This is a genomic window from Kitasatospora sp. NPDC057738, assembly GCF_042798815.1.
GTDB lineage: Bacteria > Actinomycetota > Actinomycetes > Streptomycetales > Streptomycetaceae > Kitasatospora > Kitasatospora lactacystinica.
On sequence record NZ_JBHVJT010000029.1, the window covers coordinates 1 to 25,131 of the forward strand.

Below are 25,131 nucleotides of genomic sequence, written 5' to 3' on the forward strand. Positions count from 1 at the left end.
GAGAGGTACCAGGTGGCGTGGCCGGTCCTGGAAGCGGCGACCACCGAACCGGACATCCCGGTCCACCACGCCACATCGCCCGTCGAGACGCTGCGGGTGATCCAGGACTTCCTCACCACGGACACCCCGCGCATGGTGGTCGCCACGCGCAACGCCGTGCCGGTCCGGCCGGGCGAGGACGTCGACCCGCAGGCCGCCGCCGTCTGGGGCCTGGTCCGCTCGGCCGCCACCGAGCACCCCGGCCGGTTCGTGCTGGTCGACGGTCACGACGGCGACGAGGTCCGGCTGGCCGGGGACGAACCCCAGCTCGCGATCCGCGCCGGCGCCGTTCACGTCCCCCGCCTCGAACGGGCGCGGACCGAACCGCTGCCCTCGCCGCTCAGCCCCGGGGGCACTGTGCTCGTCACCGGCGGCACCGGCACCCTGGGCGGCACGATCGCCCGCCACCTCGCCGTACGGCACGGCGTGCGGCACCTGCTGCTGGTCGGCCGGCGCGGCCCGGACGCCCCCGGCGCGGCCGCGCTGACCGCCGACCTGGCCGCGCTGGGCGCGACCGCCGACATCGTGGCGTGCGACGTGTCCGACCGCGAGGCGGTGGCGCGGCTGCTCGCCGAACACCCGGTCACCTCGGTGATCCACGCCGCGGGCACGCTGGCCGACACCGTCGTGGAATCCCTCACCCCGCGGCAGTTCGCGCGCGTGTGGGAGCCGAAGGCCCTCGCGGCGCGGCACCTCCACGAACTGACCTCGGACCTGGAGGCGTTCGTGCTGTTCTCGTCGGCGGCCGGTGTGCTGGGCGGCGCGGGCCAGGCGAACTACGCGGCGGCGAACGCGTACCTCGACGGCCTCGCCGCACACCGGCACGCCCAGGGCAAGCCGGCCGTGTCGCTCGCCTGGGGCTACTGGGCGGAGGCCAGCGGCATGACCGGAGGTCTGACCGCCACCGACCGGCACCGCCTGGCCAGGGCCGGCGTACGGCCGCTGCCGACGCCGGACGCGCTGGCCCTGTTCGACACCGCGCTGACCGCGGGCACCCCCGCCCTCGCCCCCGTCAGGTTCGACCTGCCGGCGCTGCGCCGCGCCGGTGATCCGCCCGCCCTGCTGCGGGAGCTGGTACGGCCCCGGCGCAGGCAGGCCGCCGACCGCGTGTGGACGCAGGCCGACGTGCTGCGACTCGTCGTGGGCCAGGTCGCCCTCGTCCTGGGGCACTCGTCACCGGAGGCGGTCAAACCCGACCAGGCGTTCACCGACATCGGGTTCGACTCGCTCACCGCCGTGGAACTGCGCAACCAGCTCGACGCGGACACCGGCCTGCGCCTGCCCGCCACGCTCGTCTTCGACCACCCGACACCGGCCCGCCTCGCCGCCTTCGTGCACACGCGGCTGCGCGGCACCGAACCCGACCCCCTGCTCGCCGGCCTCGACCGGCTCAAGTCCACCCTGGACGCGGCAGCGGCCGACGCCGACTACGAGACCGTCGCGGCCCGCCTCGAAGCACTTCTCGCGGCCTGGACCGCCAGACGTACCGGCTCCGCGGCCGGTGTCGACGAGGCCAGCGACGACGAACTGTTCAGCCTTCTGGACGATGCGCACCGCAGGACCGAGGTCATCCGCTCGGGCGAGTCCCGCAACGGTGAGGAGTAGCGATGTCCGACGAAGAGAAGCTCCGTACGTACCTCAAGCGCGCCACGGCCGACCTGGGAGTGCTCAGTAGGCGCCTCGCCGACATGGAGGAGGCCGCGCGCGAGCCGATCGCGATCATCGGCATGGGCTGCCGCTACCCGGGCGGAGTGGAGTCCCCGGACGACCTGTGGCGGCTCGTCTCGGACGGTGCCGACGCGATCACCGAATTCCCGCCGGACCGTGGATGGGACGTCGTCCACGACCCCGACCCGGACCGGCCGGGCACGACCTACAGCCGATCGGGCGGCTTCCTCGCCGACGGCGCCGGCTTCGACGCCGGGTTCTTCGGTATCTCGCCGCGCGAGGCACTGGCGATGGACCCGCAGCAGCGGGTGCTGCTGGAGACCGCCTGGGAGACCTTCGAGTACGCGGGCATCGACCCGACCGCACTCGGCGGCAGCCGGACAGCGGTGTTCACCGGCCTGTGGTCGTCCGGCTACGGCAACCAGCCGCCGCCGGACCTCGAAGGTTTTCTCGCCACCGGAACAGCCACCAGCGCCACGTCCGGGCGGGTGTCGTACCTGCTGGGGCTGGAGGGTCCGGCGGTGTCGGTGGACACGGCGTGCTCGTCGTCGCTGGTGGCGATCCATCTGGCGGCGCAGGCGCTGCGGGCGGGGGAGTGCTCACTGGCGTTGGCCGGTGGTGTGACGGTGATGGCGACGCCGGCGGGGTTCGTCGAGTTCTCGCGGCAGCGGGGGCTTGCGGTCGACGGGCGGGTGAAGGCGTTCGCCGAGGCGGCCGATGGTACGGCGTGGGGTGAGGGCGCGGGCTTGGTGCTGCTGGAACGCCTGTCCGACGCCCGCCGTAACGGCCACCGGGTGCTGGCGGTCGTCCGGGGCTCGGCGGTGAACCAGGACGGCGCGTCGAACGGGCTCGCGGCGCCGAACGGTCCGTCCCAGGAACGCGTCATCCGGCAGGCGTTGGCGAACGCCGGACTGTCGACGGCGGACGTGGACGCGGCGGAGGCGCACGGTACGGGGACGACGCTCGGTGACCCCATCGAGGCGCAGGCACTCCTGGCGACCTACGGTCAGGGGCGGGACGAGCCGTTGTGGCTGGGGTCGGTGAAGTCGAACATCGGGCACACCCAGGCGGCGGCCGGTGTGGCGGGTGTGATCAAGATGGTGATGGCGATGCGGCACGGGCAACTGCCGCGGACCCTCCACGTGGACGCGCCGACCTCGCACGTCGACTGGTCGGCGGGCCAGGTCTCACTGCTCACCGAGGCCCGGCCGTGGCCGGAGACGGGGCGTCCCCGCCGTGCCGGCGTGTCGGCGTTCGGCATCAGCGGCACCAACGCGCATGTGGTGATCGAGGCGGCTGCCGAAGAGCCGGTCGGGGTTCCGACGGGGTCCGCGGGCGGGGTGGTGCCGTGGGTGCTGTCGGGGAAGTCGGATGTGGCGTTGCGGGAGCAGGCGCGCCGGCTGGGGGCGTTCCTGGCCGGGCATCCGGGAGTTGGCGCGGTTGCCGTGGGTCGGGCGTTGGCGGGGCGGTCGCGTTTCGATCACCGTGCGGTGCTGAGCGGTGCGGAGGCGTTGGAGGCCCTGGCGGAGGGCCGGTCGGCGCCGGGTCTGGTCACCGGGACCGCGCGCCCGGTGGGTGGGTCGGTGTTCGTGTTTCCGGGGCAGGGCGCGCAGTGGGTGGGGATGGGCGGGGAGTTGTACGCCGCGCACCCCGTCTTCCGGGCGGCCATGGACGAGTGCGCCCAGGCCCTGGCCCCGTACACCGACTGGTCCCTGGCCGATGTCCTGGACGGCGCCCCGCTCGACCGGGTGGACGTCGTGCAGCCCGCCCTGTTCGCGGTGATGGTGTCCCTGGCGGCACTGTGGCGTGCCCATGGTGTGGAACCGGATGCCGTCGTCGGGCATTCGCAGGGTGAGATCGCGGCGGCGTACGTGGCGGGGGCGCTGTCGTTGGAGGACGCCGCGAAGGTGGTCGCCCTGCGCAGCAGGGCCCTGGTCGCCCTGGCCGGCCAGGGCGGGATGGTTTCCATAGGGCTCGGGCAGGAGCGGGCCGCCGGGTTCGTGGCCCGCTGGGACGGCCGGCTGACGGTGGCGGTGGTCAACTCCGCGGACAGCGTGGTGGTATCGGGTGATCTGGACGCGCTGGACGAACTGCTGGCGGCCTGTGAGGCCGACGGCATCCGTGCCCGCCGCCTGCCCGTCGATTACGCCGCCCACTCCGTCCAGGTCGAGGCGATCCGCGAGCTGTTGCTGACCGACCTGGCCGGCATCACACCGCGCCCGGCGACGATCCCGTTCTACTCAACTGTCACCGCGGAACCGGTCGGCACCTCCGCCCTCGACGCCGACTACTGGTACCGCAACCTCCGCGAACCCGTGCTGTTCGACCGGACCACCCGGCTGCTGCTCGACCGCGGCCACACCGTCTTCGTCGAGGTCAGCCCGCACCCGGTCCTGGTCTCCGCCGTCGAGGAGACCGGTCACCACCACGGCTCCGACCTCCTCGTCACCGGCACGCTCCGGCGCGACCAGGACGACTTCCTCACCTCGCTCGGCCGCCTGCACGTCCATGGTGTCCCGGTCGACTGGCGGTTCCCGGACGACACCGAGCCCGTCAGCCTGCCGACGTACGCCTTCCAGCGCCGGCCGTACTGGCTGCGGCCCGTCCCGACGGCGTCGGGCGACCACCCCCTGCTCAGCACGTTCGTGGAACTGCCCGACGGCGCGGTGCTCAGCGGACGGATCTCGCTCGCCACCCACCCGTGGCTGGCCGACCACGCCGTGCGGGGCTCCGTCCTCCTGCCCGGCACCGCGTTCGCGGAAATGGCGGCCTACGCGGCCGGCCGGCTCGGCCACGCGGTCGAGGAGCTGGTGCTCGAAACGCCGCTCGTCCTCGACGACACCCCGGTGCACCTCCAGGTCGTCGTGGGCCCCGAGGAGGACGGCCGCAACCCGCTCACGGTGTACTCGCGTGACGGCGACGAGTGGGTGCGGCACGCCACCGGGACGCTGGGCGAGGAGCCGGTGCTGAGCGCCTGGGACTGGCCGCCGGCCGGTGAGCCCCTCGACGTCGACGGGCTCTACGACTCGCTGTCCGTGCTCGGCTACGAGTACGGGCCGGCGTTCCAGGGCGTCACGGCGGCCTGGCGGGTCGGCGACACCGTCCACGCCGAGGTGGAGCTTCCCGCCGAGGAACCGTTCGCCCTGCACCCCGCGCTGCTCGACGCCGCACTGCATCCCATGGCGTTCCTCACCGACCGCACCGGTTTGCCGTTCGCGTTCACCGGAGTGGCGATACGGCCCGCGGGCAGCCGGACGCTGCGCGTACGCCTGTCCGCCACCGGGCCGGACACGTACACCGTGGCCGTGGCCGATCCGGACGGCACCCCGGTCGCGGTCATCAGGTCGCTGACCGTCCGGGACGCCACCGCCGTCCCGGACAGCCTGTACGCACTCGACTGGGTCCCCTTCGAACCGGCGTCGACGGGCGGCGACCCCGCGGACCTGGTCGTCCACGAGGTGCCCGGGCCGGAGCCCGAGGCGGACACCGTCGAGGCGGCGTACGAGAGCGCGCGGAGCGTACTCGCCGTGATCCGGGACCACTTGGCGGGCGAGCGGACGCGGTTGGCCGTCGTCACCCGCAACGCCGTCGCCGCCGCGCCCGGTGACGTGGTCGGCCTCCACCACTCGATGGTCTGGGGCCTGCTCCGCGGCGCGCGGGCCGAGCACCCCGGCCGGTTCGTCCTGGTCGACGCCGACCCGACCTGGGACCCGGCGCTGATCGCCGGCACGGACGAGCCGGAACTGGCGGTACGCCAAGGGGCGCTGCACGTCCCCCGCCTGGTCCGCGTCGGCGCGAGCCTCACCCCGCCGGACGGGACCTGGCGGCTGGAGGACACGGGCACCGGCAGCATCGACGACCTGGCGCTGGTGCCCCGCCCCGAGCTCATGGAGCCGCTGGGGCCCGGGCGGGTCCGGATCGCCGTGCGGGCGGCCGGACTCAACTTCCGGGACGTGCTGATCGCCCTCGGTGTCTACCCCGGCGAGGCCCTGATGGGCGGCGAAGGCGCGGGCGTCGTCCTCGAAACCGGCCCGGACACCCGGTTCCGGCCCGGCGACCGCGTCATGGGCCTGGTCCCCGGCGCCTTCGGCCCGGTCGCCGTCGCCGACCAGCGGCTGCTGGTCCGGATGCCCGACGACTGGTCGTTCGCCAGGGCCGCGTCGGTGCCCGTGGTGTTCCTGACCGCCTGGTACGGCCTGCGCGACCTGGGCGGGCTGAAGGCCGGTGACCGGGTGCTGATCCACGCCGGCACCGGCGGCGTCGGCATGGCGGCGATCCAACTGGCCCGGCGGCTCGGGGCGGAGGTGTTCGCCACCGCCGGCCCGGCCAAATGGCACGCCCTGCGCGCCCTGGGACTGGACGAGGACCACATCGCCTCGTCGCGCACCCTGGAGTTCGAGCAGAAGTTCCCGCCCATGGACGTGGTTCTGGACTCGCTGTCCGGCGAGTTCGTCGATGCCTCCCTGCGGCTGCTCGGGCCCGGCGGGCGGTTCGTGGAGATGGGCAAGACCGACATCCGCGACGCGGCCGACCATCCCGGCATCGTCTACCGGGCGTTCGACATCGCCGACGCGGGGCCGGAACGGCTCGGCGAGATCCTGGACGCCGTCGTACGGGTCTTCACGGACGGCGGGTTCGCACCCCTGCCGTTGGACGTGCGCGGGGTCCGGGACGCGGTCGACGTGTTCCGGTTCATGAGTCGGGCCGCTCATGTGGGGAAGATCGTTCTCTCGGTTCCCCAGCCGGTCGATCCCGAGGGCACGGTGTTGATCACGGGTGGTACGGGGACGCTGGGTGGTCATGTGGCCCGGCATCTGGTGGTCGAGCGGGGTGTGCGGCATCTGGTGCTGGTCAGCCGCAGCGGTGGCGGAGTGGCACTGCGTGAGGAGTTGGAGGGGCTGGGCGCGGAGGTGACCGTGGCCGCCTGTGACGTGGCGGACCGGGACGCGCTGGCGGCCCTGCTGGACTCGATCCCGGCCGAGCGTCCGCTGACGGCCGTCGTCCACGCGGCCGGTGTGCTCGACGACGGCGTCGTCGAATCCCTCACGCCCGAGCGTCTCGCCGCCGTCTGGGAGCCCAAGGCCCGGGCGGCGTGGAACCTGCACGAACTCACTCGGGGACTGGACCTCACCGCCTTCGTCCTCTTCTCCTCGGCCGCCGGCACGCTCGGCAGCCCCGGCCAGGCCAACTACGCCGCGGCCAACACCTTCCTCGATGCCCTCGCCGTGCACCGGCGCGCCCTCGGACTTCCGGCGACCTCGCTGGCCTGGGGCTTCTGGGCGGAGGCCAGCGGCATGACCGGGAACCTGACCGGTGCCGACCAGGACCGGCTGACGCGAGCCGGGGTCGTGCCGCTGGCCACCGACCACGCCCTGTCGCTGTTCGACGCGGCCCTGGCCACGGACCGGGCCGCGCTGGTGCCGGCACGCCTCGACCTGTCCGTGCTGGCGGGCGCCCCGGCGGCCCCGGCGGCCCTCAAGGGCCTCATATCCCGCAAGGCGGCCCGGCGCCCGGCGCGGCACGGCGCGATCGCCGACCGCCTGCGGTCACTGCCGGAGGCCGAACGGCTGCGAGCCGCACTCGACCTGGTCACCGCCGACACCGCCGCCGTGCTCGGTCACCGCGAACCGGCGGCCGCATGGGACCGGCAGCCGTTCAAGGACCTCGGCTTCGATTCGCTGACCTCCGTCGAACTGCGCAACCGGCTCAACAACGCCACCGGCCTGCGCCTGCCCGCCACCGTCACCTTCGACCACCCCACCCCGCGGCAGCTCGCCGAACACCTGCTGAGCAGGATCCTCGACGGGGGTGTGGCGTCGGCGGCACCGGTGGTGCCCGCGGTGTCGGTGTCGGACGATCCGGTGGTGATCGTGGGCATGGGGTGCCGGTTGCCGGGTGGGGTGGGGTCGCCGGAGGAGCTGTGGCGCCTGGTGTCGGGTGGGGTGGATGCGATCGGGGCGTTCCCGTCGGATCGTGGGTGGGACGTCGAGGGGTTGTTCCATCCGGACGCGGATCATCCCGGGACGTCGTACACGCGGTCGGGTGGGTTCCTGGCGGACGCGGCGGGGTTCGACGCGGATTTCTTCGGGATCTCGCCGCGTGAGGCGTTGGCGATGGATCCGCAGCAGCGGGTGCTGCTGGAGACCGCGTGGGAGACGTTCGAGGACGCGGGGATCGATCCGACGTCGTTGCGGGGCAGCCGGACGGGCGTGTTCACCGGCATCTGGTCCTCCGGCTACGGCGACCAGGCGCCCGCCGACTCCGAGGGCTACCTCGGCACGGGCGCCGCGACCAGCGTGACCTCCGGCCGGATCGCCTACCTGCTCGGGCTGGAGGGCGCGGCGGTCTCGCTGGACACGGCTTGCTCGTCCTCGCTGGTGGCGATCCACCTGGCAGCCCAGGCGCTCCGCTCGGGGGAGTGCTCACTGGCCCTGGCCGGCGGGGTGACCGTGATGGCGACCCCGCTGGGGTTCACGGAGTTCTCCCGCCAGCGCGGCCTGGCTCCCGACGGCCGGGTGAAGGCGTTCGCCGAGGCGGCCGACGGGACGGCCTGGGCGGAGGGCGCGGGCCTGCTGCTGCTGGAACGCCTGTCCGACGCCCGCCGCAACGGGCACCGGGTGCTGGCGGTGGTGCGGGGTTCGGCGGTCAACCAGGACGGCACCTCCAACGGCCTCGGGGCACCGAACGGTCCGTCGCAGGAGCGGGTGATCCGTCAGGCCCTGGCGAACGCGGGGCTGTCGACGGCGGACGTGGACGCGGTGGAGGCGCACGGCACCGGCACCACGCTCGGTGACCCCATCGAGGCGCAGGCGCTGCTGGCGACCTACGGTCAGGACCGGGACGAGCCGCTGTGGCTGGGCTCGGTGAAGTCCAACATCGGCCACACCCAGGCCGCCGCCGGTGTGGCGGGCGTGATCAAGATGGTCATGGCGATGCGGCACGGGCAACTGCCGCCGACGCTGCACGTCGACGCGCCGACCTCGCACGTCGACTGGGAGTCCGGAAACATCCGGCTGCTCACCGAGGCCCGGCCCTGGCCCGACCACGGCCACCCGCGCCGCGCGGGCATCTCGGCGTTCGGCATCAGCGGCACCAACGCGCACGTCGTCATCGAGGCGGCTGCCGAGGAGCCGGCCGGGGGTCCGGCGGAGTCCACGGGCGGGGTCGTGCCCTGGGTGCTGTCGGGGAAGTCGGAAGCGGCGCTGCGGGAGCAGGCGCGTCGGCTGGGTGCGTTCATCGCCGCGCATCCCGAGGTGAGTGCGGCGGCGGTCGGGGGCGCTCTGGCCGCCCGCGCCGTGTTCGAGCACCGCGCGGTGCTGAGCGGTGCGGAAGCACGGAAGGCCCTGGCCGAGGGGGGTACGGCGCCGGGTCTGGTCACCGGGATCGCCCGTCCGCTGGGTCGTTCGGTGTTCGTGTTCCCGGGTCAGGGGGCGCAGTGGATCGGTATGGGTGGGGAGTTGTACCGCTCGGAGCCGGTGTTCCGGGAGGCGATCGATGCGTGTGACGCGGCGTTGGCGCCGTACACGGACTGGTCGTTGGTGGAGGTGCTGACCGGCGGTGGGTCGCTGGAGCGGGTGGACGTCGTGCAGCCCGCGCTGTTCGCGGTGATGGTGGCCCTGGCCGCGCTGTGGCGTGCGCACGGGGTCGAGCCCGATGCCGTCGTCGGGCACTCGCAGGGGGAGATCGCCGCCGCGTACGTGGTGGGGGCGTTGTCCCTGGAGGACGCCGCCAAGGTGGTGGCATTACGGAGCAAGGCCCTGGTCGCCCTGGCCGGCCAGGGCGGGATGGTGTCGGTCGGCCTCGGGCATGAGCGGGCCGCCGGGTTCGTGGCCCGCTGGGACGGCCGGCTGACGGTGGCGGTGGTCAATGCTCCCGGTTCGGTCGTCGTGTCGGGCGACCTGGACGCGCTGGACGAACTGCTGGCGGCCTGCGAGGCCGACGGCATCCGCGCCCGCCGCCTGCCCGTCGACTACGCCGCCCACTCCGTCCAGGTCGAGGCGATCCGCGAGCAGCTGCTCACCGAACTGGCCGGCATCACACCGCACTCGGTGACGATCCCGTTCTGCTCGACGGTGACCGGCGAGGAGATCGACACCTCCGCCCTCGACGCCGACTACTGGTATCGCAACCTCCGCGAACCCGTGCTGTTCGACCGGACCACCCGGCTGCTGCTCGCCTCGGGCAGCGACCCCGTCTTCGTCGAGATCAGCCCGCACCCGGTGCTCACGCCCGCGCTGGAGGAGCACGAGGCGGGTGTGGTGACCGGGACACTGCGCCGCGACCACGGCACCCCGGCCGAGTTCCTGGCCGCCGTGGCGCGGCTGTTCGTCGCGGGTGTGCCGGTGCGGTGGCCGATCCCTGAAGGGGAGCCGGTGGCGCTGCCCACCTACCCCTTCCAGCGGACGCGGTTCTGGCTCGCCGGAGGCGCGGGAGACGTGTCCGCGGCCGGGCTCGACCCGGTGGACCACCCGCTGCTCGGCGCCGCTGTCGAGGTGGGCGAGCAGCGGGTCCTGACGGGTCGGCTCTCCCTGGCCACCCACCCCTGGCTCGCGGACCACTCCGTACTGGGGACGGTGCTGCTGCCCGCGACGGCGTTCGTGGAACTGGTGGTGCACGCGGCCGGGGCGGCAGTGGAGGAACTGGTCCTGGAGGCGCCGCTGATCTTGCCCGCGGACGGCGCGGTGGACGTGCAGGTCGTCGTGGGCGAGCCGTACGGGACCGGCCGCCGCACGGTCGACGTCCGGTCCCGTACGGACGGTTGGGTGCGGCACGCCACCGGTACGGTGAGCGCGGAACCCGTGGCCGGGCAGGAGCTGACGCAGTGGCCGCCGGCCGGCGCGGAACCGGTCACCGGGCTCTACGACACGCTCGCCGCGGCGGGCTACGAGTACGGGCCGGCCTTCCAGGCCGTGCAGGCGGTGTGGCGCCGCGGCAAGGAGGTGTTCGCCGAGGTCACCGTGCCGGACGCGGCCCGGTTCTCCGTCCATCCGGCCCTGCTGGACGCCGCCCTGCAACCGCTGGCACTGCTGTCCGGCACGGAAGGCGAGGTGCGGCTGCCGTTCTCGCTGGGCGGGATCGCGGTCCACCGCACCGGCGTGACCTCCGCGCGCGTGCGGCTGACGGTGGTGCGCCCCGGCACGTACGCCGTCCACCTGGCGGACCGGTCCGGCGAGCCCGTGGCGACCATCGAGGCGCTGACCACCCGTCCGATGGCCGAGCGCGGCCCGCTGTACGCCCTCGACTGGATTCCGCTGGCCCCCGGCGAAGGCACGCTCGGCGACGCCGTCGTCTCGCCCGGCTCGGTCGCCGAGGCGCTGACGGCCGTCCAGGACTTCCTGGCCGGGCCCGGCGAACGGCTCGTGGTGCGCACGCGGGGCGCGGTCGCCGTCGTTCCCGGTGACGGGGTGAGCGACCCGGAAGCCTCGGCCGTATGGGGCCTGGTCCGGTCCGCGCAGTCCGAGCACCCCGGCCGATTCGTGCTCGTGGACGCCGACGAGCTGCCCGACGGCCTGTCGGTCGGCGACGAGGACCAGGTGGCGGTGCGCCGGGGGGCCGTCTACGTGCCCCGGCTCGTGCGCTCCGCACCGGAGGCGTTCGACGGACGGCTGACGCAGGCGGGCACGGGCAGTCTGGACGACCTCGCCTTCCTGCCGTACGAGCAGGCCCCGCCCGGGCCCCGGGAGGTGCGCGTCGCCGTGCGGGCGGCCGGCCTGAACCTCCGGGACGTGCTGATCGCCCTCGGCGTCTACCCGGACCCGGCGCTGCTCGGCAGCGAGGGCGCGGGCGTCGTCACCGAGGTCGGCGCCGAGGTCACCGGGCTGCGGCCGGGTGACCGGGTCGCCGGGCTGCTGCCCGGCGCGTTCGGCCGGGTGGCCGTCGCCGACCACAGGGTGCTGGTGCGCATCCCCGACGAGTGGACGTTCACCCAGGCCGCCACTGTGCCGATCGCGTTCATGACCGCGTGGTACGGCCTGCGCGACCTGGGCGGGCTGAAGGCCGGTGACCGGGTGCTGATCCACGCCGGGGCCGGCGGCGTCGGCATGGCGGCGGTCCAGCTCGCGCGGCTCTGGGGCGCGGACGTCCACGCGACCGCCGGCCCGGGCAAGTGGGACGCGCTGCGCGCCCTGGGGCTGGACGAGGACCACATCGCCTCGTCCCGGACCCTGGAGTTCGCCGACCGGTTCGGACCCTTCGACGTGGTGCTGAATTCGCTGTCCGGTGAGTTCCTGGACGCCTCCCTGCGGCTGCTCGCGCCCGGCGGGCGGTTCGTGGAGATGGGCAAGGCCGACATCCGGCCCGGCGTGCTGGCCTTCGACCTGGCCGACGCGGGACCGGAACGGCTGGGGGAGATCCTGGCCGAGGCCGTCCGGCTGCTCGGCGCGGGCGAGTTGCGTCTGCCACCACTCACCACCTGGGACGTCCGCCGCGCGCGGGACGCCTTCCGGTTCATGAGCCGGGCCGCTCACATCGGGAAGATCGTCCTCACTGTTCCCGCGGATTTCGATGCGGCGGGTACGGTGCTGATCACCGGTGGCACGGGGACGCTGGGGGGCCGTGTGGCCCGGCATCTGGTGGCCGAGCGTGGTGTGCGGCACGTGGTGCTGGTCAGCCGCAGTGGTGGCGGGGCGGTGTTGCGCGAGGAGCTGGCCGGGCTGGGCGCGGAGGTGACCGTGGCGGCCTGCGACGTGGCCGACCGGGACGCGCTGGCGGCCGTACTGGACTCGATCCCGGCCGCGCACCCGCTGACCGCGGTCGTCCACGCCTCCGGTGTGCTGGACGACGCCGTGGTCGAGTCCCTGACCCCCGAACGCCTCGCCGCGGTCTGGGAGCCCAAGGCCCGGGCGGCCTGGAACCTGCACGAACTCACCCGGGGACGGGACCTGACGGCGTTCGTCCTCTTCTCCTCGGCGGCCGGGACGCTCGGCAGCCCCGGGCAGGCCAACTACGCCGCTGCGAACGCCTACCTCGACGGCCTGGCCGCGTACCGGCGCGCCCAGGGCCTGCCGGCGGTGTCGCTGGCCTGGGGCCACTGGGCGGAGGCCAGCGGGCTGACCGGGCGGATGTCCGAGGCCGACGGTGAACGCCTCGCCCGCGCGGGGCTGCTGCCGATGGCGACCGACTACGGACTCGGGCTGTTCGACGGAGGCCTGGACACCGCGGAACCGGCGGTGGTCGCGGCCCGACTCAAGGTGTCCGCTCTGGGCGACCGGCCGGTGCTGCGCGCGCTGGCGCGCGCCCGCAGACCGGTTCGGACCACCGGACTGGCGGGCCAGCTGGGATCGCTCCCCGAGGCCCGGCAACGCGAGATCCTGCTCGACCTGGTCAGGACCCACGCCTCGGCCGTGCTGGGCCGCAGCGACAGCGCGGCCGTCAGCGCCGACCGGGCCTTCAAGGACCTCGGCTTCGACTCGCTGACCGGCGTGGAACTGCGCAACCGGCTGTCCACGGCGGTCGGGACCAGGCTGTCGGCGACGATGGTCTTCGACCACCCGACCCCGGCCCGGCTGGCCGAATACCTGCGGGAGGTGGTCCTCGGCCAGGAGCGCGGGACGGTCGCGCCCGTGCCGGTAGGCATCCCCGTATCGGGTGATCCGGTGGTCGTGGTCGGGCTGGGGGCCCGGTACCCGGGTGGGGTCGGGTCGGCCCAGGACTTGTGGGGCCTGGTGTCGGGTGGCGTGGACGCGGTGGGTGAGTTCCCGTCGGACCGTGGCTGGGACGTGGGTCGTCTCTACGATCCGGCCGGTGCTCCGGGGACGTCCTGCACCAGGTCGGGTGGCTTCCTCGGGGACGCGGGTGGCTTCGATGCCGCGTTCTTCGGGATCTCGCCGCGTGAGGCGTTGGCGATGGATCCGCAGCAGCGGGTGCTGCTGGAGACGGTGTGGGAGACGTTCGAGGACGCGGGGATCGATCCGACGTCGCTGCGGGGCAGTCAGACAGGCGTGTTCACCGGCATCTGGGCCTCCGGCTACGCGGGCGGAGTGGACCAGATCTCGCGGGACACGGACGGCTACGTGGCCACCGGCACGGCGACGAGTGTGACCTCGGGACGGGTGTCGTACCTGCTGGGGCTGGAGGGTCCCGCGGTGTCGGTGGACACGGCCTGCTCGTCCTCGTTGGTGGCGATCCATCTGGCGGCGCAGGCGCTCCGCTCGGGCGAGTGCTCGCTGGCCCTGGCCGGCGGTGTCACGATCATGGCGACCCCCGCCGCCTTCATCGACTTCTCGCGGCAGCGGGGGCTCGCGGCCGACGGCCGGGTGAAGGCGTTCGCCGAGGCCGCTGATGGTACGGCGTGGGGTGAGGGTGCCGGCTTGGTGCTGCTGGAACGTCTGTCCGACGCCCGTCGTAACGGTCACCGGGTGCTGGCGGTCGTCGCGGGAAGCGCGGTGAATCAGGACGGGGCGTCGAACGGGTTGACCGCGCCGAACGGTCCGTCGCAGGAACGCGTCATCCGCCAGGCGTTGGCGAATGCCGGGCTGGAGCCGTCCGAGGTGGACGCGGTGGAGGCCCACGGCACCGGCACCACCCTCGGTGATCCCATCGAGGCCCAGGCGCTGCTGGCGACCTACGGCCGGGACCGGGACGAGCCGTTGTGGCTGGGGTCGGTGAAGTCCAACATCGGGCACACCCAGGCCGCCGCCGGTGTGGCGGGTGTGATCAAGATGATCATGGCGATGCGGCACGGTGAGCTGCCGCCGACGCTGCACGTCGACGAGCCGAGTTCCCATGTCGACTGGTCGGCGGGTCAGGTCTCCCTGCTGACCGAGGCCCGGCCGTGGCCGGAGGCGGGCCGTCCCCGCCGTGCCGGCGTGTCGGCGTTCGGGATCAGCGGGACGAACGCGCACGTGATCCTGGAGGCCCCGGCCCCGGAGCCGGCTGCCCACGATCCCGCTTCCGCGCCCGCCCCTGCGGCCGTCGGGCCGGTGCCGTGGCTGCTGTCGGCCAAGTCCGAGCAGTCGCTCCGGGCCCAGGCCCGCAGGCTGCAGACGTACGCGGCCAAGGCCCCCGACGAGGACGGGATCGCCGCCGCGCTCGCCGTGCGGACCCGGTTCGCCCACCGGGCCGTGGTGACCGGACCGGAGGCACTGGCGGCCCTGCTGCGCGGGGAGGTGCATTCCGGTCTGGTGACCGGTGAGGCCCGCGACTCCGGCCGGTCGGCGTTCGTTTTCTCCGGTCAGGGTGGTCAGTGGGCGGGGATGGGGCGGGAGTTGTACCGGGAGTTCCCGGTGTTCGCGGGGGCCTTGGACGAGGTCTGCGACCTGCTGGGGCTGTCGGTGGAGGTGCTGTTCGAGGACGCGGAAGGGGTGCTGGGGGAGACGCGGTTCACCCAGTGTGCGGTGTTCGCGTTGGAGGTGGCGCTGTTCCGGCTGGTGGAGTGGCTGGGTGTGCGGCCGGACTTCGTGGTCGGGCATTCCGTCGGTGAGGTGGCGGCGGCCCATGCGGCGGGTGTGCTGGGCCTGGAGGACGCGTGCGCCCTGGTGGGTGCGCGGGGCCGGTTGATGCAGGGGTTGCCCGGTGGTGGGGTGATGGTGTCGCTCCAGGCGTCGCCGGAGGAGGTGGCGGGGTCGCTGGTGCCGGGGGCCGAGGTGGCGGCGGTCAACGCGCCGGACGCGGTCGTGGTGTCCGGGGACGAGGCGGCTGTGATGGCGGTTGCCGAGGTGTGGCGGGGGCGTGGGCGTCGGGTGAAGCGGCTGGAGGTGAGTCACGCGTTCCATTCGGCGCGGATGGATCCGGTGCTGGAGGAACTCGGTGAGGTGGTCGCGGGCCTGTCGTTCGGTGAGCCGGTGATTCCGTTGGTTTCCACGGTGACCGGGCGTCCGGCCGAGATGGGTGTTCCGGGGTACTGGGTGCGTCAGGTGCGGGAGCCGGTGCGGTTCGCCGACGCGATGGAGTGGCTGACGGGCCAGGGTGTGACGGGGTTCGTGGAGGTGGGTCCGCATCCGCTGCTGGTGGGCACCGGGTTGATGCGCCGTGGTGGTGATTCTCCGGAGCGGTTGTTCGCGGGGCTGGGGCGGTTGTGGGCGGACGGCGCGGTGCGCTGGACGCCACCGGTGACCACGACCACGACCACGACGGCGGGGACGTCGGACGTGCGCGTGCCTTCGTACGCTTTCCAGCACCAGCACTACTGGCTCCGGCCCACCACCCCGTCGGAGGGCCTCGACACGCCCGACCACCCGCTGCTGCGGTCCCTGGTGAAGCTCCCCGACGGGCAGGGCGTGGTGCTGACCGGGAAACTCTCCGCGTCCGTCCACCCGTGGCTGGCCGAGCACACCGTGCTCGGTTCGACGCTGCTGCCCGCGATGGCGTTCGTGGACATGGCCGTCCACGCCGGTGAGCACACGGCCAGCCCCGTACTGTCCGAGCTGGTCCTGGAGGCGCCGCTCGTGCTGTCCGAGCGCGACGGGGTGCACGTGCAGGTCACCGTCGGCGCGCCCGACGACACCGGACGCCGGCCCGTCACCGTCCACTCCCGCACCTCCGCCGAGCCCGACGAGTGGACCCGCCACGCGACCGGCGTGCTCGGTCCGCCGGCGGACCGGGCGGACCGGGCGGCACAGGCCGACCGGACGGCCGCGCCCGGGGCGGACGAGGGCGAGGCCGCGCCGATCGACATCGGCTCGCTCTACGACCGGCTCGCCGACGCCGGCTACGACTACGGGCCGACCTTCCAGGGGCTCACCGGCATCCGGCGGCACGGCGAGGACCTGCACGCCGAGGCGAGCTTCCCGGCGGACCCCGCTCAGCTCACCGGTTACCGCGTCCACCCCGCGCTCCTGGACGCCGCCATCCAGCCGCTGACCCTGCTCGCCGGCCTCGCGGCCGAGGACGGCGGAGCCGGCGGCAGCCCGGCGCGGCTGCCCTTCTCGTTCTCCGGTGTGTCTGTCACCGGGTCGGCCGCGACGGTCCGCGTGGTGCTGCACCCGACCGGGCCGGACACCTGCGCGGTGCGGATCACCGACACCGCCGGGACGCCGGTCGTGAGCATCGACGAGATCGTCCTGCGGCCCGTCGAAGCGGCGGGTCACGGGGCCGGGCGCCGGCCGAACACGCTGTTCGCCGTGGACTGGACCCCGATGGCGGCACCGGACGGCCCGGACACCGAGGCGGTCCTCCACGAGGTCGTCGGCGAGGGCGAACCGGTCGCGGCCGCCCACGCGGTGACCCGGGAACTGCTCGGCAGGGTCCGGGAGTTCCTGGCCACCGACACGCCGGCCCGGCTCGTGGTCCTCACCGGCGACGACCTCGCCTCGGCCGCCGCCCGCGGCTTCCTGCGCAGCGCGCACAGCGAGAACCCCGGGCGGATCCTGACCGTCCGGCACGACGGCACGGCCGCCTCACGACGGGCGCTCCCCGCCGCGGTGCGCGCCGCCGTGAGCGACGGCGAGCCCGAGATCCGGTTGCGCGACGGAACCGCCCTCGTGCCGAGGCTGGTGAGGGCCGCCCCGACCGGGCCGGTCGAGCCCCTGGACGGCACGCCCCTGGACGGCACCGTGCTGATCACCGGCGGCACCGGCACCCTCGGCGTCCTGGTCGCCCGGCACCTGGTCGCGCGGCACGGCGCCCCGCACGTGGTGCTCGCCGGCCGCCGCGGCGTCGAGCCGCCCGGGCTCCGACAGGAGCTGGGCGCCGCCCTCACCGTGGTCGCCTGCGACGCCGGTGACCGCGGGGCACTGAGGGACCTCGTCGCCTCGATCCCCGACCTGCGGGCCGTCGTGCACGCCGCCGGGGTCGTCGACGACGCCGTGGTGGGATCGATGACACCGGAGCAGATCGACACGGTGCTGCGCTCGAAGGCCGATGCCGGGTGGCACCTGCACGAGGCCACCGAGCACCTGGACCTGCGGGCGTTCGTGCTGTTCTCCTCGGCGTCCGGCGTGTTCGGCGCCCCCGGGCAGGCCAACTACGCCGCCGCGAACGCGTTCCTCGACGCGCTCGCCGAGCACCGGCACGCGCGCGGTCTGCCGGTCACCTCCCTGGCCTGGGGCCAGTGGGCCGAGTCCAGCGGCATCACCGGGACCCTGACCGGGGCCGGCCACCGCCGGCTGGCGAGGACCGGGATGCTGCCGCTGGCCACCGAGCAGGCCCTCGACCTGTTCGACACCGCCCTGGCCGGCGAACGCCCGGTGCTGGTGCCGGTCCGCCTCGACCTCGCGGCGATCGACACCCCGCCCGCGCTGTTGCGCGGACTCGCCCGGCCGCGGCGCGCGCCGGCCCCGGCGGCCGGCCCCGGCGACCTGCGGGCCGGGCTCGAAGCCCTGCCCGAGCCCGAGCAGCGCGCCCTGCTGCTCGACCTGGTCGTCACGCACAGCGCGAGCATCCTCGGGACGGCCCCCGGCGGGATCGACGACCCGCGCCAGCTGTTCCGCGACCACGGCGTCGACTCGCTGACCGCCATCGAGCTGCGCAACCGGCTCAACGCGGCCACCGGGCTCCGGCTCCCGGCGACCCTCGTCTTCGACTTCCCGACGCCCGAACAGCTCGTCAACCACCTCTACGGGCAGCTGTGCTCGCCGGAGAACCGGGTCGCCGGGCCGATGGAGCGCCTGCTGCGCAAGGCCGTCGACGTCGGCCGCGCGCAGGACGGCCTCGACCTGCTGGCCACGGCGTCCCGGCTGAGCCCGGCCACCGACGCGCCCAAGGCCGAGGCGGTCGGCCTCGCGACCGGCTTCCTCCAGCCGTCGCTGGTCTGCCTGCCGTCCGCGCTGGCGTCCGGCGGCATCGAGGAGTACGGGCGGTTCGCCGCGGCGCTGGAGGCCGCCCGCGACGTCACGGCGGTCACCCTGCCGGGCTTCGCCGGCGACCCGCTGCCCGCGGACGCCGACGTCCTGGTCCAGGCACTCGCCGAGGCCGCGTCGACCGTCGCCGCGCCGGTGCTGGTCGGCCGTTCGGTGGGCGCGTGGCTGGCGCTGGCGACCGCCGGGGAACTGGAACGGCGGGGGGCCCGGCCCAGCGCCGTGGTGCTCATCGACGGCTACCCCGACGACCTGCCGGGTGTGCTCACCGGCATGCTCGACGCCGGCCACCAGGTCCAGCCGGTCGACGACGACCGGCTGGTGGCCATGGGCCGCTACCTCGATCTGGCCGGCGCCCCGGAGCCCGTCACCGCGCCGGTGCTGCTGGTGGGCACCGGGAAGCGCTCGTGGCCCCGGCTGTCCACCACCGTTCAGGAAGTACTCACCGTCCCGGGCGACCACTTCACCGTACTGGAGGAGCACTCCGCGGCCACGGCGCTGGCCATCAGCACCTGGCTCCTCGACTTCAGCGGATACGGAGCCGGGTTGTCCGCACTCAGGGGAAAGGACCACGCATGATCTGGGACAACGTCTACATCGGCGGAACGGGGCGGTATCTGCCGCCCCGCACGCCCGCGACACAGGCCGTGCCGGACACCGAGACCATGCGGCGGCTGCTCGCGCTGTCGGACTTCGTGTCGTTCACCCGCTCCGACGACGTCACCGAGCACGCGATGGCCGTGCACGCGGCGATCGGAGCCCTGCGCGAGTCCGGCCTCAGCGGCGCCGACATCTCCATGGCCGCCTACGCCCAGATGGACCACCAGGACCACATGGCGTCCTCCTGCCACCTGCAGCGCGTCCTCGGCCTCGGCCACGCCCTCGTCTACGAGGTCGAGGCGACCAGCAACGGCGGCTCGGCCGCGCTGCAGTCCGCCGCCGCGCACCTGGTGGCCGACCCGGCCGCGACCGCGACCCTGGTCACGGCCACCGCCCGGTTCCTGCCGCCGCGGTGGGAACGCTGGCAGCCCACCATCGGGATCTTCCTGGCCGACGGTGCGGTCGCGGCCGTGCTCAACCGAGAGGGCGGCCGGGCGCGGCTGGTCGCGACCGCCAACAGCTCCGCGACCCAGATGGAGGTCCTCGCCACCCCGACGATCCCGGACCCCGAGGGCCACCGCAACCGTACGCCGATCGAGGTCACCGGCCTGGCCCCGTATCTGACGCTGATGAGCGGGGCACTGGTCACCGCGGTCGAGCAGGCCGCCGAGGAGGCCGGCGTCCGCGTCTCCGACATCACCAGGTTCGTCGTCACCGGTCTGGGCCTGGCCCAACTGGAGGTCGTCGTGCTGGAGCCGCTCGGCATCGACCTGGGCCGCACCACCTGGCCGATGCTGCGCGAGCTCGGCCACGTCGGGCCGTGCGACCAACTGCTCGGCATCGACCACCTGCTGCACGACGAGACCCTCGAACCCGGTGACACCATCATGTCGATCGGCCTCGGCATGGGCTCGCGGTTCACCGCGTCCCTGCTGGAGGTCACCGAGCCGCCCAGGCCCCGTACGACCACCACCTTCACCGAGCCGGTGCGCGCGCAGGCCCCGCCCGCCGACGCGTACGTCATCGACCCCTCCGGCGGCGACATCTTCGGCGAGGCCGCCGCCCTGCGCGAGCGCGGCCCGGCCACGCCCGTCGAACTGCCCGGTGGCGTGTCGGCCTGGGCCGTCACCGGGCACGACCTGGCGAAGAAGCTGCTGCTCGACCCGAGGGTCTCCAAGGACGCGAACAGGCACTGGCCCATGTGGCGCGACGGCGACATCCCGCCGGACTGGCCGCTGATCATGTGGGTCGCGATGCAGAACATGTTCACCGCCTACGGGGCCGACCACACCAGGCTGCGCAGCCTGGTGGCCAAGGCGTTCACCCCGCGCCGTATCGAAGCGATGCGCCCGCGCGTCGAGGAGATCACGGCCGGCCTGATCGCCGACCTGGCCGCGGTGCCGCCGGGGCAGACGGTCGACCTGCGCGCACGGTTCGCGTTCCCGCTGCCGATCCAGGTCATCACCGAACTGTTCGGGGTGACCGCGCGGACGGGCGCGGACCTGCGGCGGCTGGTGGACGCGGTGTTCAGCCTCGACGCGGACCCGGCGGGCGTGCAGGCCGCCTCCGGCGAGCTGTACATGCTGCTCAAGGAGCTCGTGGCCGCCAAACGGCGCGACCCCGGCGACGACATGACCACCGACCTGATCGCCGCGCAGGAGGCGGACGGCACACGGCTGTCCGAGCGGGAACTGCTGGACACCCTGCTGCTGACCATCTCCGCCGGCTTCGAGACGACGGTCAACCTGCTCGACCACGCCGTCCACGCGCTGGCCACGCGCCCGTCCCAGCTCGCCCTGGTCCGATCCGGGACCAGCACGTGGGAGGACGTGGTGGACGAAACCCTGCGCTGGCAGGCGCCGGTGCCGAACCTGCCGCTGCGGTACGCCGTGGAGGACATCTCCGTGGACGGTGTGCTGATCCGCAAGGGCGAGGCGATCCTGCTGTCCTACGGCGCGGCCGGCCGCGACCCGGCGCAGCACGGGGCCGACGCGGAGGACTTCTCCGTCACCCGGCCGTCGCGGGCCGATCACCTCACCTTCGGGCACGGCGTGCACTACTGCCTCGGCAGCCCCCTGGCGAAGCTGGAGGCGACGACGGCGCTGTCCGCGCTGTTCTCCCGCTTCCCCCGGCTGCGGCTGGCCGTCCCGTCGTCCGAACTCGAGCCGCTGGGTTCCTTCTTCACCAACGGGCACAAGACTCTGCCGGTCATCCTGGAGGAGAGCTGATGGCCCACTTCGCCTTCGTGAGCGCGCCCGCGTCCGGGCATGTGAACCCGACCCTGCCGCTGGTCGAAGAGCTGGTCCGGCGCGGTCACCGGGTCAGCTACGCCACGGGACCGGCCACCATGGACGCCGCCGTCGCCGCCGGGGCGTCGCCGGTGACCCTGCCCTCGCAGCTGCCGCCCGACATGGCGGCGCGGGGCGAGTTCACGGCGGAACAGCTCGCCGTGACGCTGGAGTACTACCTCGACGACGCGCGTGCCTCCTTCCCCGTCCTGGCCGGGCACTTCTCGGCCGACCCGCCGGACGCGGTGTGCTACGACTCGGTGACCTTCACCGGGAGGATGCTGGCGAACCTGCTCGGGGTGCGGGAGATCTCCCTGGTGCCGACCTTCGCGGAGAACGAGTCCTTCTCGGCGGCGCAGGTGTACCTGCCGGCCGACTTCGACCACACCGACCCCCGGCTGGTGGCCGCGATCCAGGACATGGGGAAGTTCGCGCAGGGCCACACCTTCCTCGAGGACCCGAACCTGATGTTCGGCCACGTGCCCCCGACGAGCCTGGTGTTCATCCCCCGCGAGTTCCAGATGTCGGGGGACACCTTCGACGAGCGCTTCCACTTCGTCGGGCCGTCGCTGAGCAGCCGGCAGACCGCTCAGGAGTGGAGCCCCCGGTCGCAGGCCCCGGTGCTGCTGATATCGCTGGGAACCGTCTTCAACGACCGGCCCGAGTTCTACCGGACCTGCGTCGAGGCGTTCGGGGACACCGACTGGCAGGTCGTCATGGCGGTGGGCGGGCTGGACCAGGAGTCGCTGGGCCCGATCCCGGCGAACGTCGAAGTGCACGCGCACGTGCCGCAGGTGGCGGTGCTGCGACACACCGAGGTGTTCCTGAGCCACGCCGGGATGAACTCGGCGATGGAGTCCCTCCACCACGGGGTGCCCTTCGTGGCGGTGCCGCAGATCCCGGAACAGCGCGCGATCGCCCGGCGGGCGGAGGAGCTGCGGGTCGGCAGGACGCTCGCCGAGCCGACCGTGCAGGGCCTCCGCGACGCCGTCCAGGAGGTCCGGTCCTGCCGCCCCCGGGCGGCGGCCCTGAGCCGGGTCGTGCGCGGGGCGGGCGGCGCGTCAAAGGGGGCGGACGTCCTGGAGCAGCTGCTGACGCGGTAGCGGCCGGACTCCACCGGGCCGTGCGCACCCGCACCCCGCCCGGTGGAGTCCGTTCCCGCGTACCTTCTCGTACGGTCTCGTACGGTCTCGTACGGCGAACTCCGGCTGTCACCGGACCACCCGCAATCGACGTGGCGGCCATACGACGAGAACAGCCCGGCCTGTTACCTGCCGCGAACTGATGCACCCGTATTCTCGTGAGTCCCGTGAAACCCTTCGGTTGTCTCCCAGTACGAAAATTCCGTCCAGGGGTACGTCGATCCGCGTCCCGTTGTCGATCGAGCCGTCTGCCCGGGCGCTGCCGCCGACAAGAACGCTGTCCCCACCTGTGGCGGCGACTCGCTTGACCACCCTGCGCCCGTCGGTACCGGAGGTGAAGACGACAACCTGGCCGCGAGCCGGACAGTGCCGTGTCAGTACCGGCCTCCGGACGACCAGGAGACGGTCGTCGACAATCAGTGTCGGCGCCATGGACTCCGTTGCTATCCGAACGAAATAGGTCAGCGAAGTCACGGCAATGACTGCCAGCGCCAATCCGGTCAGGTATATGATCTCGGCAGGGTGCACTGGTCGTTCCCCCAGTCGGCCGCCGGAAGGCCTGCCCCGCGATTCCTCGGCGGGGCAGGCGTGGAATTTCAACGGCCAAGTTTTAGCTTGAAGTCGGGGATGGCGAGATGTTGATCTCCGATGCTGAGGACAGCCGAGGCCCGCCTCGCCTGGTACTTGATGTCCCCCAGAAGTACATAGCCGCTTTCTCGCGCCGAGAACGGGGCCGGGAGAAGGCCCTCGTCGAATCCCTCGGAAGTGACGATATCCAGCTCGACGTACGAGGCCGGCTCGGAGATGAACCGGGTCAGCTCCAGGGGGAACCACACGGTATCGGTTCTGAACGAGTAGTGAACACTGCCGCCAGGTGCGAAGTTGACAAACTCCGACGAGTCTTCCCGCGCGCTGTGGAAATATGAGCGAAGGAACAGGTCCTGACGCCCGCCGTTGTGGACGATCACGGCGCGCTGGAGCACCAGGCTGCAGGCCACGAATGATCCCGGATCAGAGACGCTCGGATGGTCCACCAGCGCCATGAAGATGGTGTTGCCGTTCTTGAGGTAGCTGTCGTAGACGCTCAGGACTTCGGGCTCCATCTCGATTCCGTGGCGTCCCTGCCAGCGCACCAGCTCGTCGGGAGTCCACGCAGTGCAGGCGTTGAACACCTCGGACGTGCGAAGGTTCTTCAAGTACTTCTCGGGGTAGTCCGACGGAATCCCCGGCCCGGTGGCCTGCTCGACCCGCTCGAAGATGTCGCCGTTCGCCACCCTCACCCGTGCCTCTTCGGGGGCGGGCCCCGACCACGTGACGACGAGTCCGCCGTCGAAGTACATGGGTGCGTCACCGCACTTGAGATCGGCATAGGCAGGTCGCGAAAGGCGGACCATGAGGCCTATCAGGACAACTGCCATGCACGTCATGACAACAATAAGCATGAGGCTCTCCCGTCTGTCACAATCTCTTGCTTTGGGGAGCTTAAGAATCAGTGAAGACGTGTCGCGCGCACGCAGAATGCAGTGGAGGCAATGGGGGTGGATGATCCCAGGAACCACTGGGCTTGATTCAAGCCTAGTCGCCGCCGACATGATTCGCAGCCGTACGGTAACCGTTCCGTCACGGCTGCGGCCCTCAACACCGTGCCGTCGGGCCGGTCGGTCAGCGGTTCACCGCCCGCATGCCGTCCTCGTCGTAGCGTTCGCCCGCCACTTCGGGCAGCTCGGCGTCGATGCGGGCCAGGTCGTCCGCGGTGAGCTCGACGTCGACGGCGCCCGCGTTCTGGTCCAGGTAGGCGCGGCGCTTGGTGCCGGGGATCGGCACGAGGTCCTCGCCGCGGGCCAGGACCCAGGCGATCGCCAGCTGGGCCGGGGTGACGTCCTTCTCCGCGGCGATCTCCTTCACCTTCTCCGCGAGCTTGAGGTTGGCCGCCAGATTGGCCCTGGTGAAGCGCGGGTTGGTGCGGCGGAAGTCGTCCTGGTCCAGCTCGTCCGGGGAGCTGAAACGGCCCGCGAGGAAGCCGCGGCCGAGCGGGGAGTACGGCACGAAGCCGATGCCGAGTTCCCGGCAGGCGGGGAGCACCTCGGCCTCCACGTCCCGCGTCCAGAGCGAGTACTCGCTCTGGACGGCGGTGACCGGGTGGACGGCGTGGGCGCGGCGGATGGTCTCCGCGCTCGCCTCGCTCAGCCCGATGTGGCGGACCTTGCCCTCGGCGACCAGTTCGCCGAGGGCGCCGACGGTCTCCTCGATGGGCACGTCCGGGTCGACCCGGTGCTGGTAGTACAGGTCGATGCGGTCGGTGCCGAGCCGCGCGAGTGAACCGTGGACGGATTCGCGGACGTGCTCGGCGGAGCCGTCCTGGCGGCCCACGGTCGACATGTCGCCCGGTACGGCGCCGTCCATCCGGTAGTTGAACTTCGTGGCGATCACGTACTCGTCGCGGTGTCCCCGGACGGCCTCGCCGACCAGGGACTCGTTGGTGAGCGGTCCGTAGACCTGTGCCGTGTCGAGGAAGGTGATGCCGAGGTCGAGGGCGTGCCGGATGGTCGCGGTGGCCTCGTCCTGGTCGGCCGTGCCGTAGAAGGCGGACATCCCCATGCAGCCGAGGCCGATGGCCGACACCCGGAGGTCCCGCAGACTGCGCTGTCGCACGTGAGCTTC

The 25,131-nt window shown here is 73.1% G+C and carries 6 protein-coding genes and 1 pseudogene; 4 read left to right on the forward strand and 3 right to left on the reverse strand.

Annotation, left to right across the window (positions count from 1 at the left end):
* Positions 1-129: 129 nt before the first annotated feature.
* The 4 genes and pseudogenes from ACFVGO_RS17855 to ACFVGO_RS17870 form a co-directional block, all read left to right on the forward strand.
* Positions 130-1,644: pseudogene (locus ACFVGO_RS17855) on the forward strand (beta-ketoacyl reductase); the annotation flags it as partial.
* Between the two features lie 2 nt (positions 1,645-1,646).
* Positions 1,647-19,019: an SDR family NAD(P)-dependent oxidoreductase gene (locus tag ACFVGO_RS17860; protein WP_380632681.1), complete on the forward strand. Its 17,373-nt coding sequence runs from the start codon at positions 1,647-1,649 to the stop codon at positions 19,017-19,019.
* A complete protein-coding gene (locus ACFVGO_RS17865) occupies positions 19,016-21,268 on the forward strand; it encodes a cytochrome P450 (protein WP_380632683.1) in 2,253 nt (750 codons plus the stop codon). Before ACFVGO_RS17860 ends, ACFVGO_RS17865 begins: the two co-directional genes overlap by 4 nt.
* Entirely contained in the window at positions 21,268-22,431 is a 1,164-nt protein-coding gene (locus tag ACFVGO_RS17870; protein ID WP_380352705.1) for a macrolide family glycosyltransferase, read from the forward strand. The genes ACFVGO_RS17865 and ACFVGO_RS17870 overlap by 1 nt, the downstream gene beginning before the upstream one ends.
* 108 nt (positions 22,432-22,539) lie before the next feature.
* Here the strand turns inward: ACFVGO_RS17870 and ACFVGO_RS17875 are convergent, their stop codons facing one another.
* From ACFVGO_RS17875 to ACFVGO_RS17885, 3 genes are all read right to left on the reverse strand, one after another.
* Positions 22,540-22,998 carry a S26 family signal peptidase gene (locus ACFVGO_RS17875; protein ID WP_359897216.1) on the reverse strand — a complete coding sequence of 153 codons (459 nt, stop codon included), beginning with the start codon at positions 22,996-22,998 and terminating at the stop codon, positions 22,540-22,542.
* A 68-nt stretch (positions 22,999-23,066) separates the two neighbouring features.
* Complete coding sequence (locus ACFVGO_RS17880; RefSeq protein ID WP_359897218.1) at positions 23,067-23,888, reverse strand: hypothetical protein; 822 nt, start codon at positions 23,886-23,888, stop codon at positions 23,067-23,069.
* Between the two features lie 244 nt (positions 23,889-24,132).
* A complete protein-coding gene (locus ACFVGO_RS17885) occupies positions 24,133-25,122 on the reverse strand; it encodes an aldo/keto reductase (RefSeq protein ID WP_359897219.1) in 990 nt (329 codons plus the stop codon).
* Positions 25,123-25,131 lie beyond the last annotated feature (9 nt).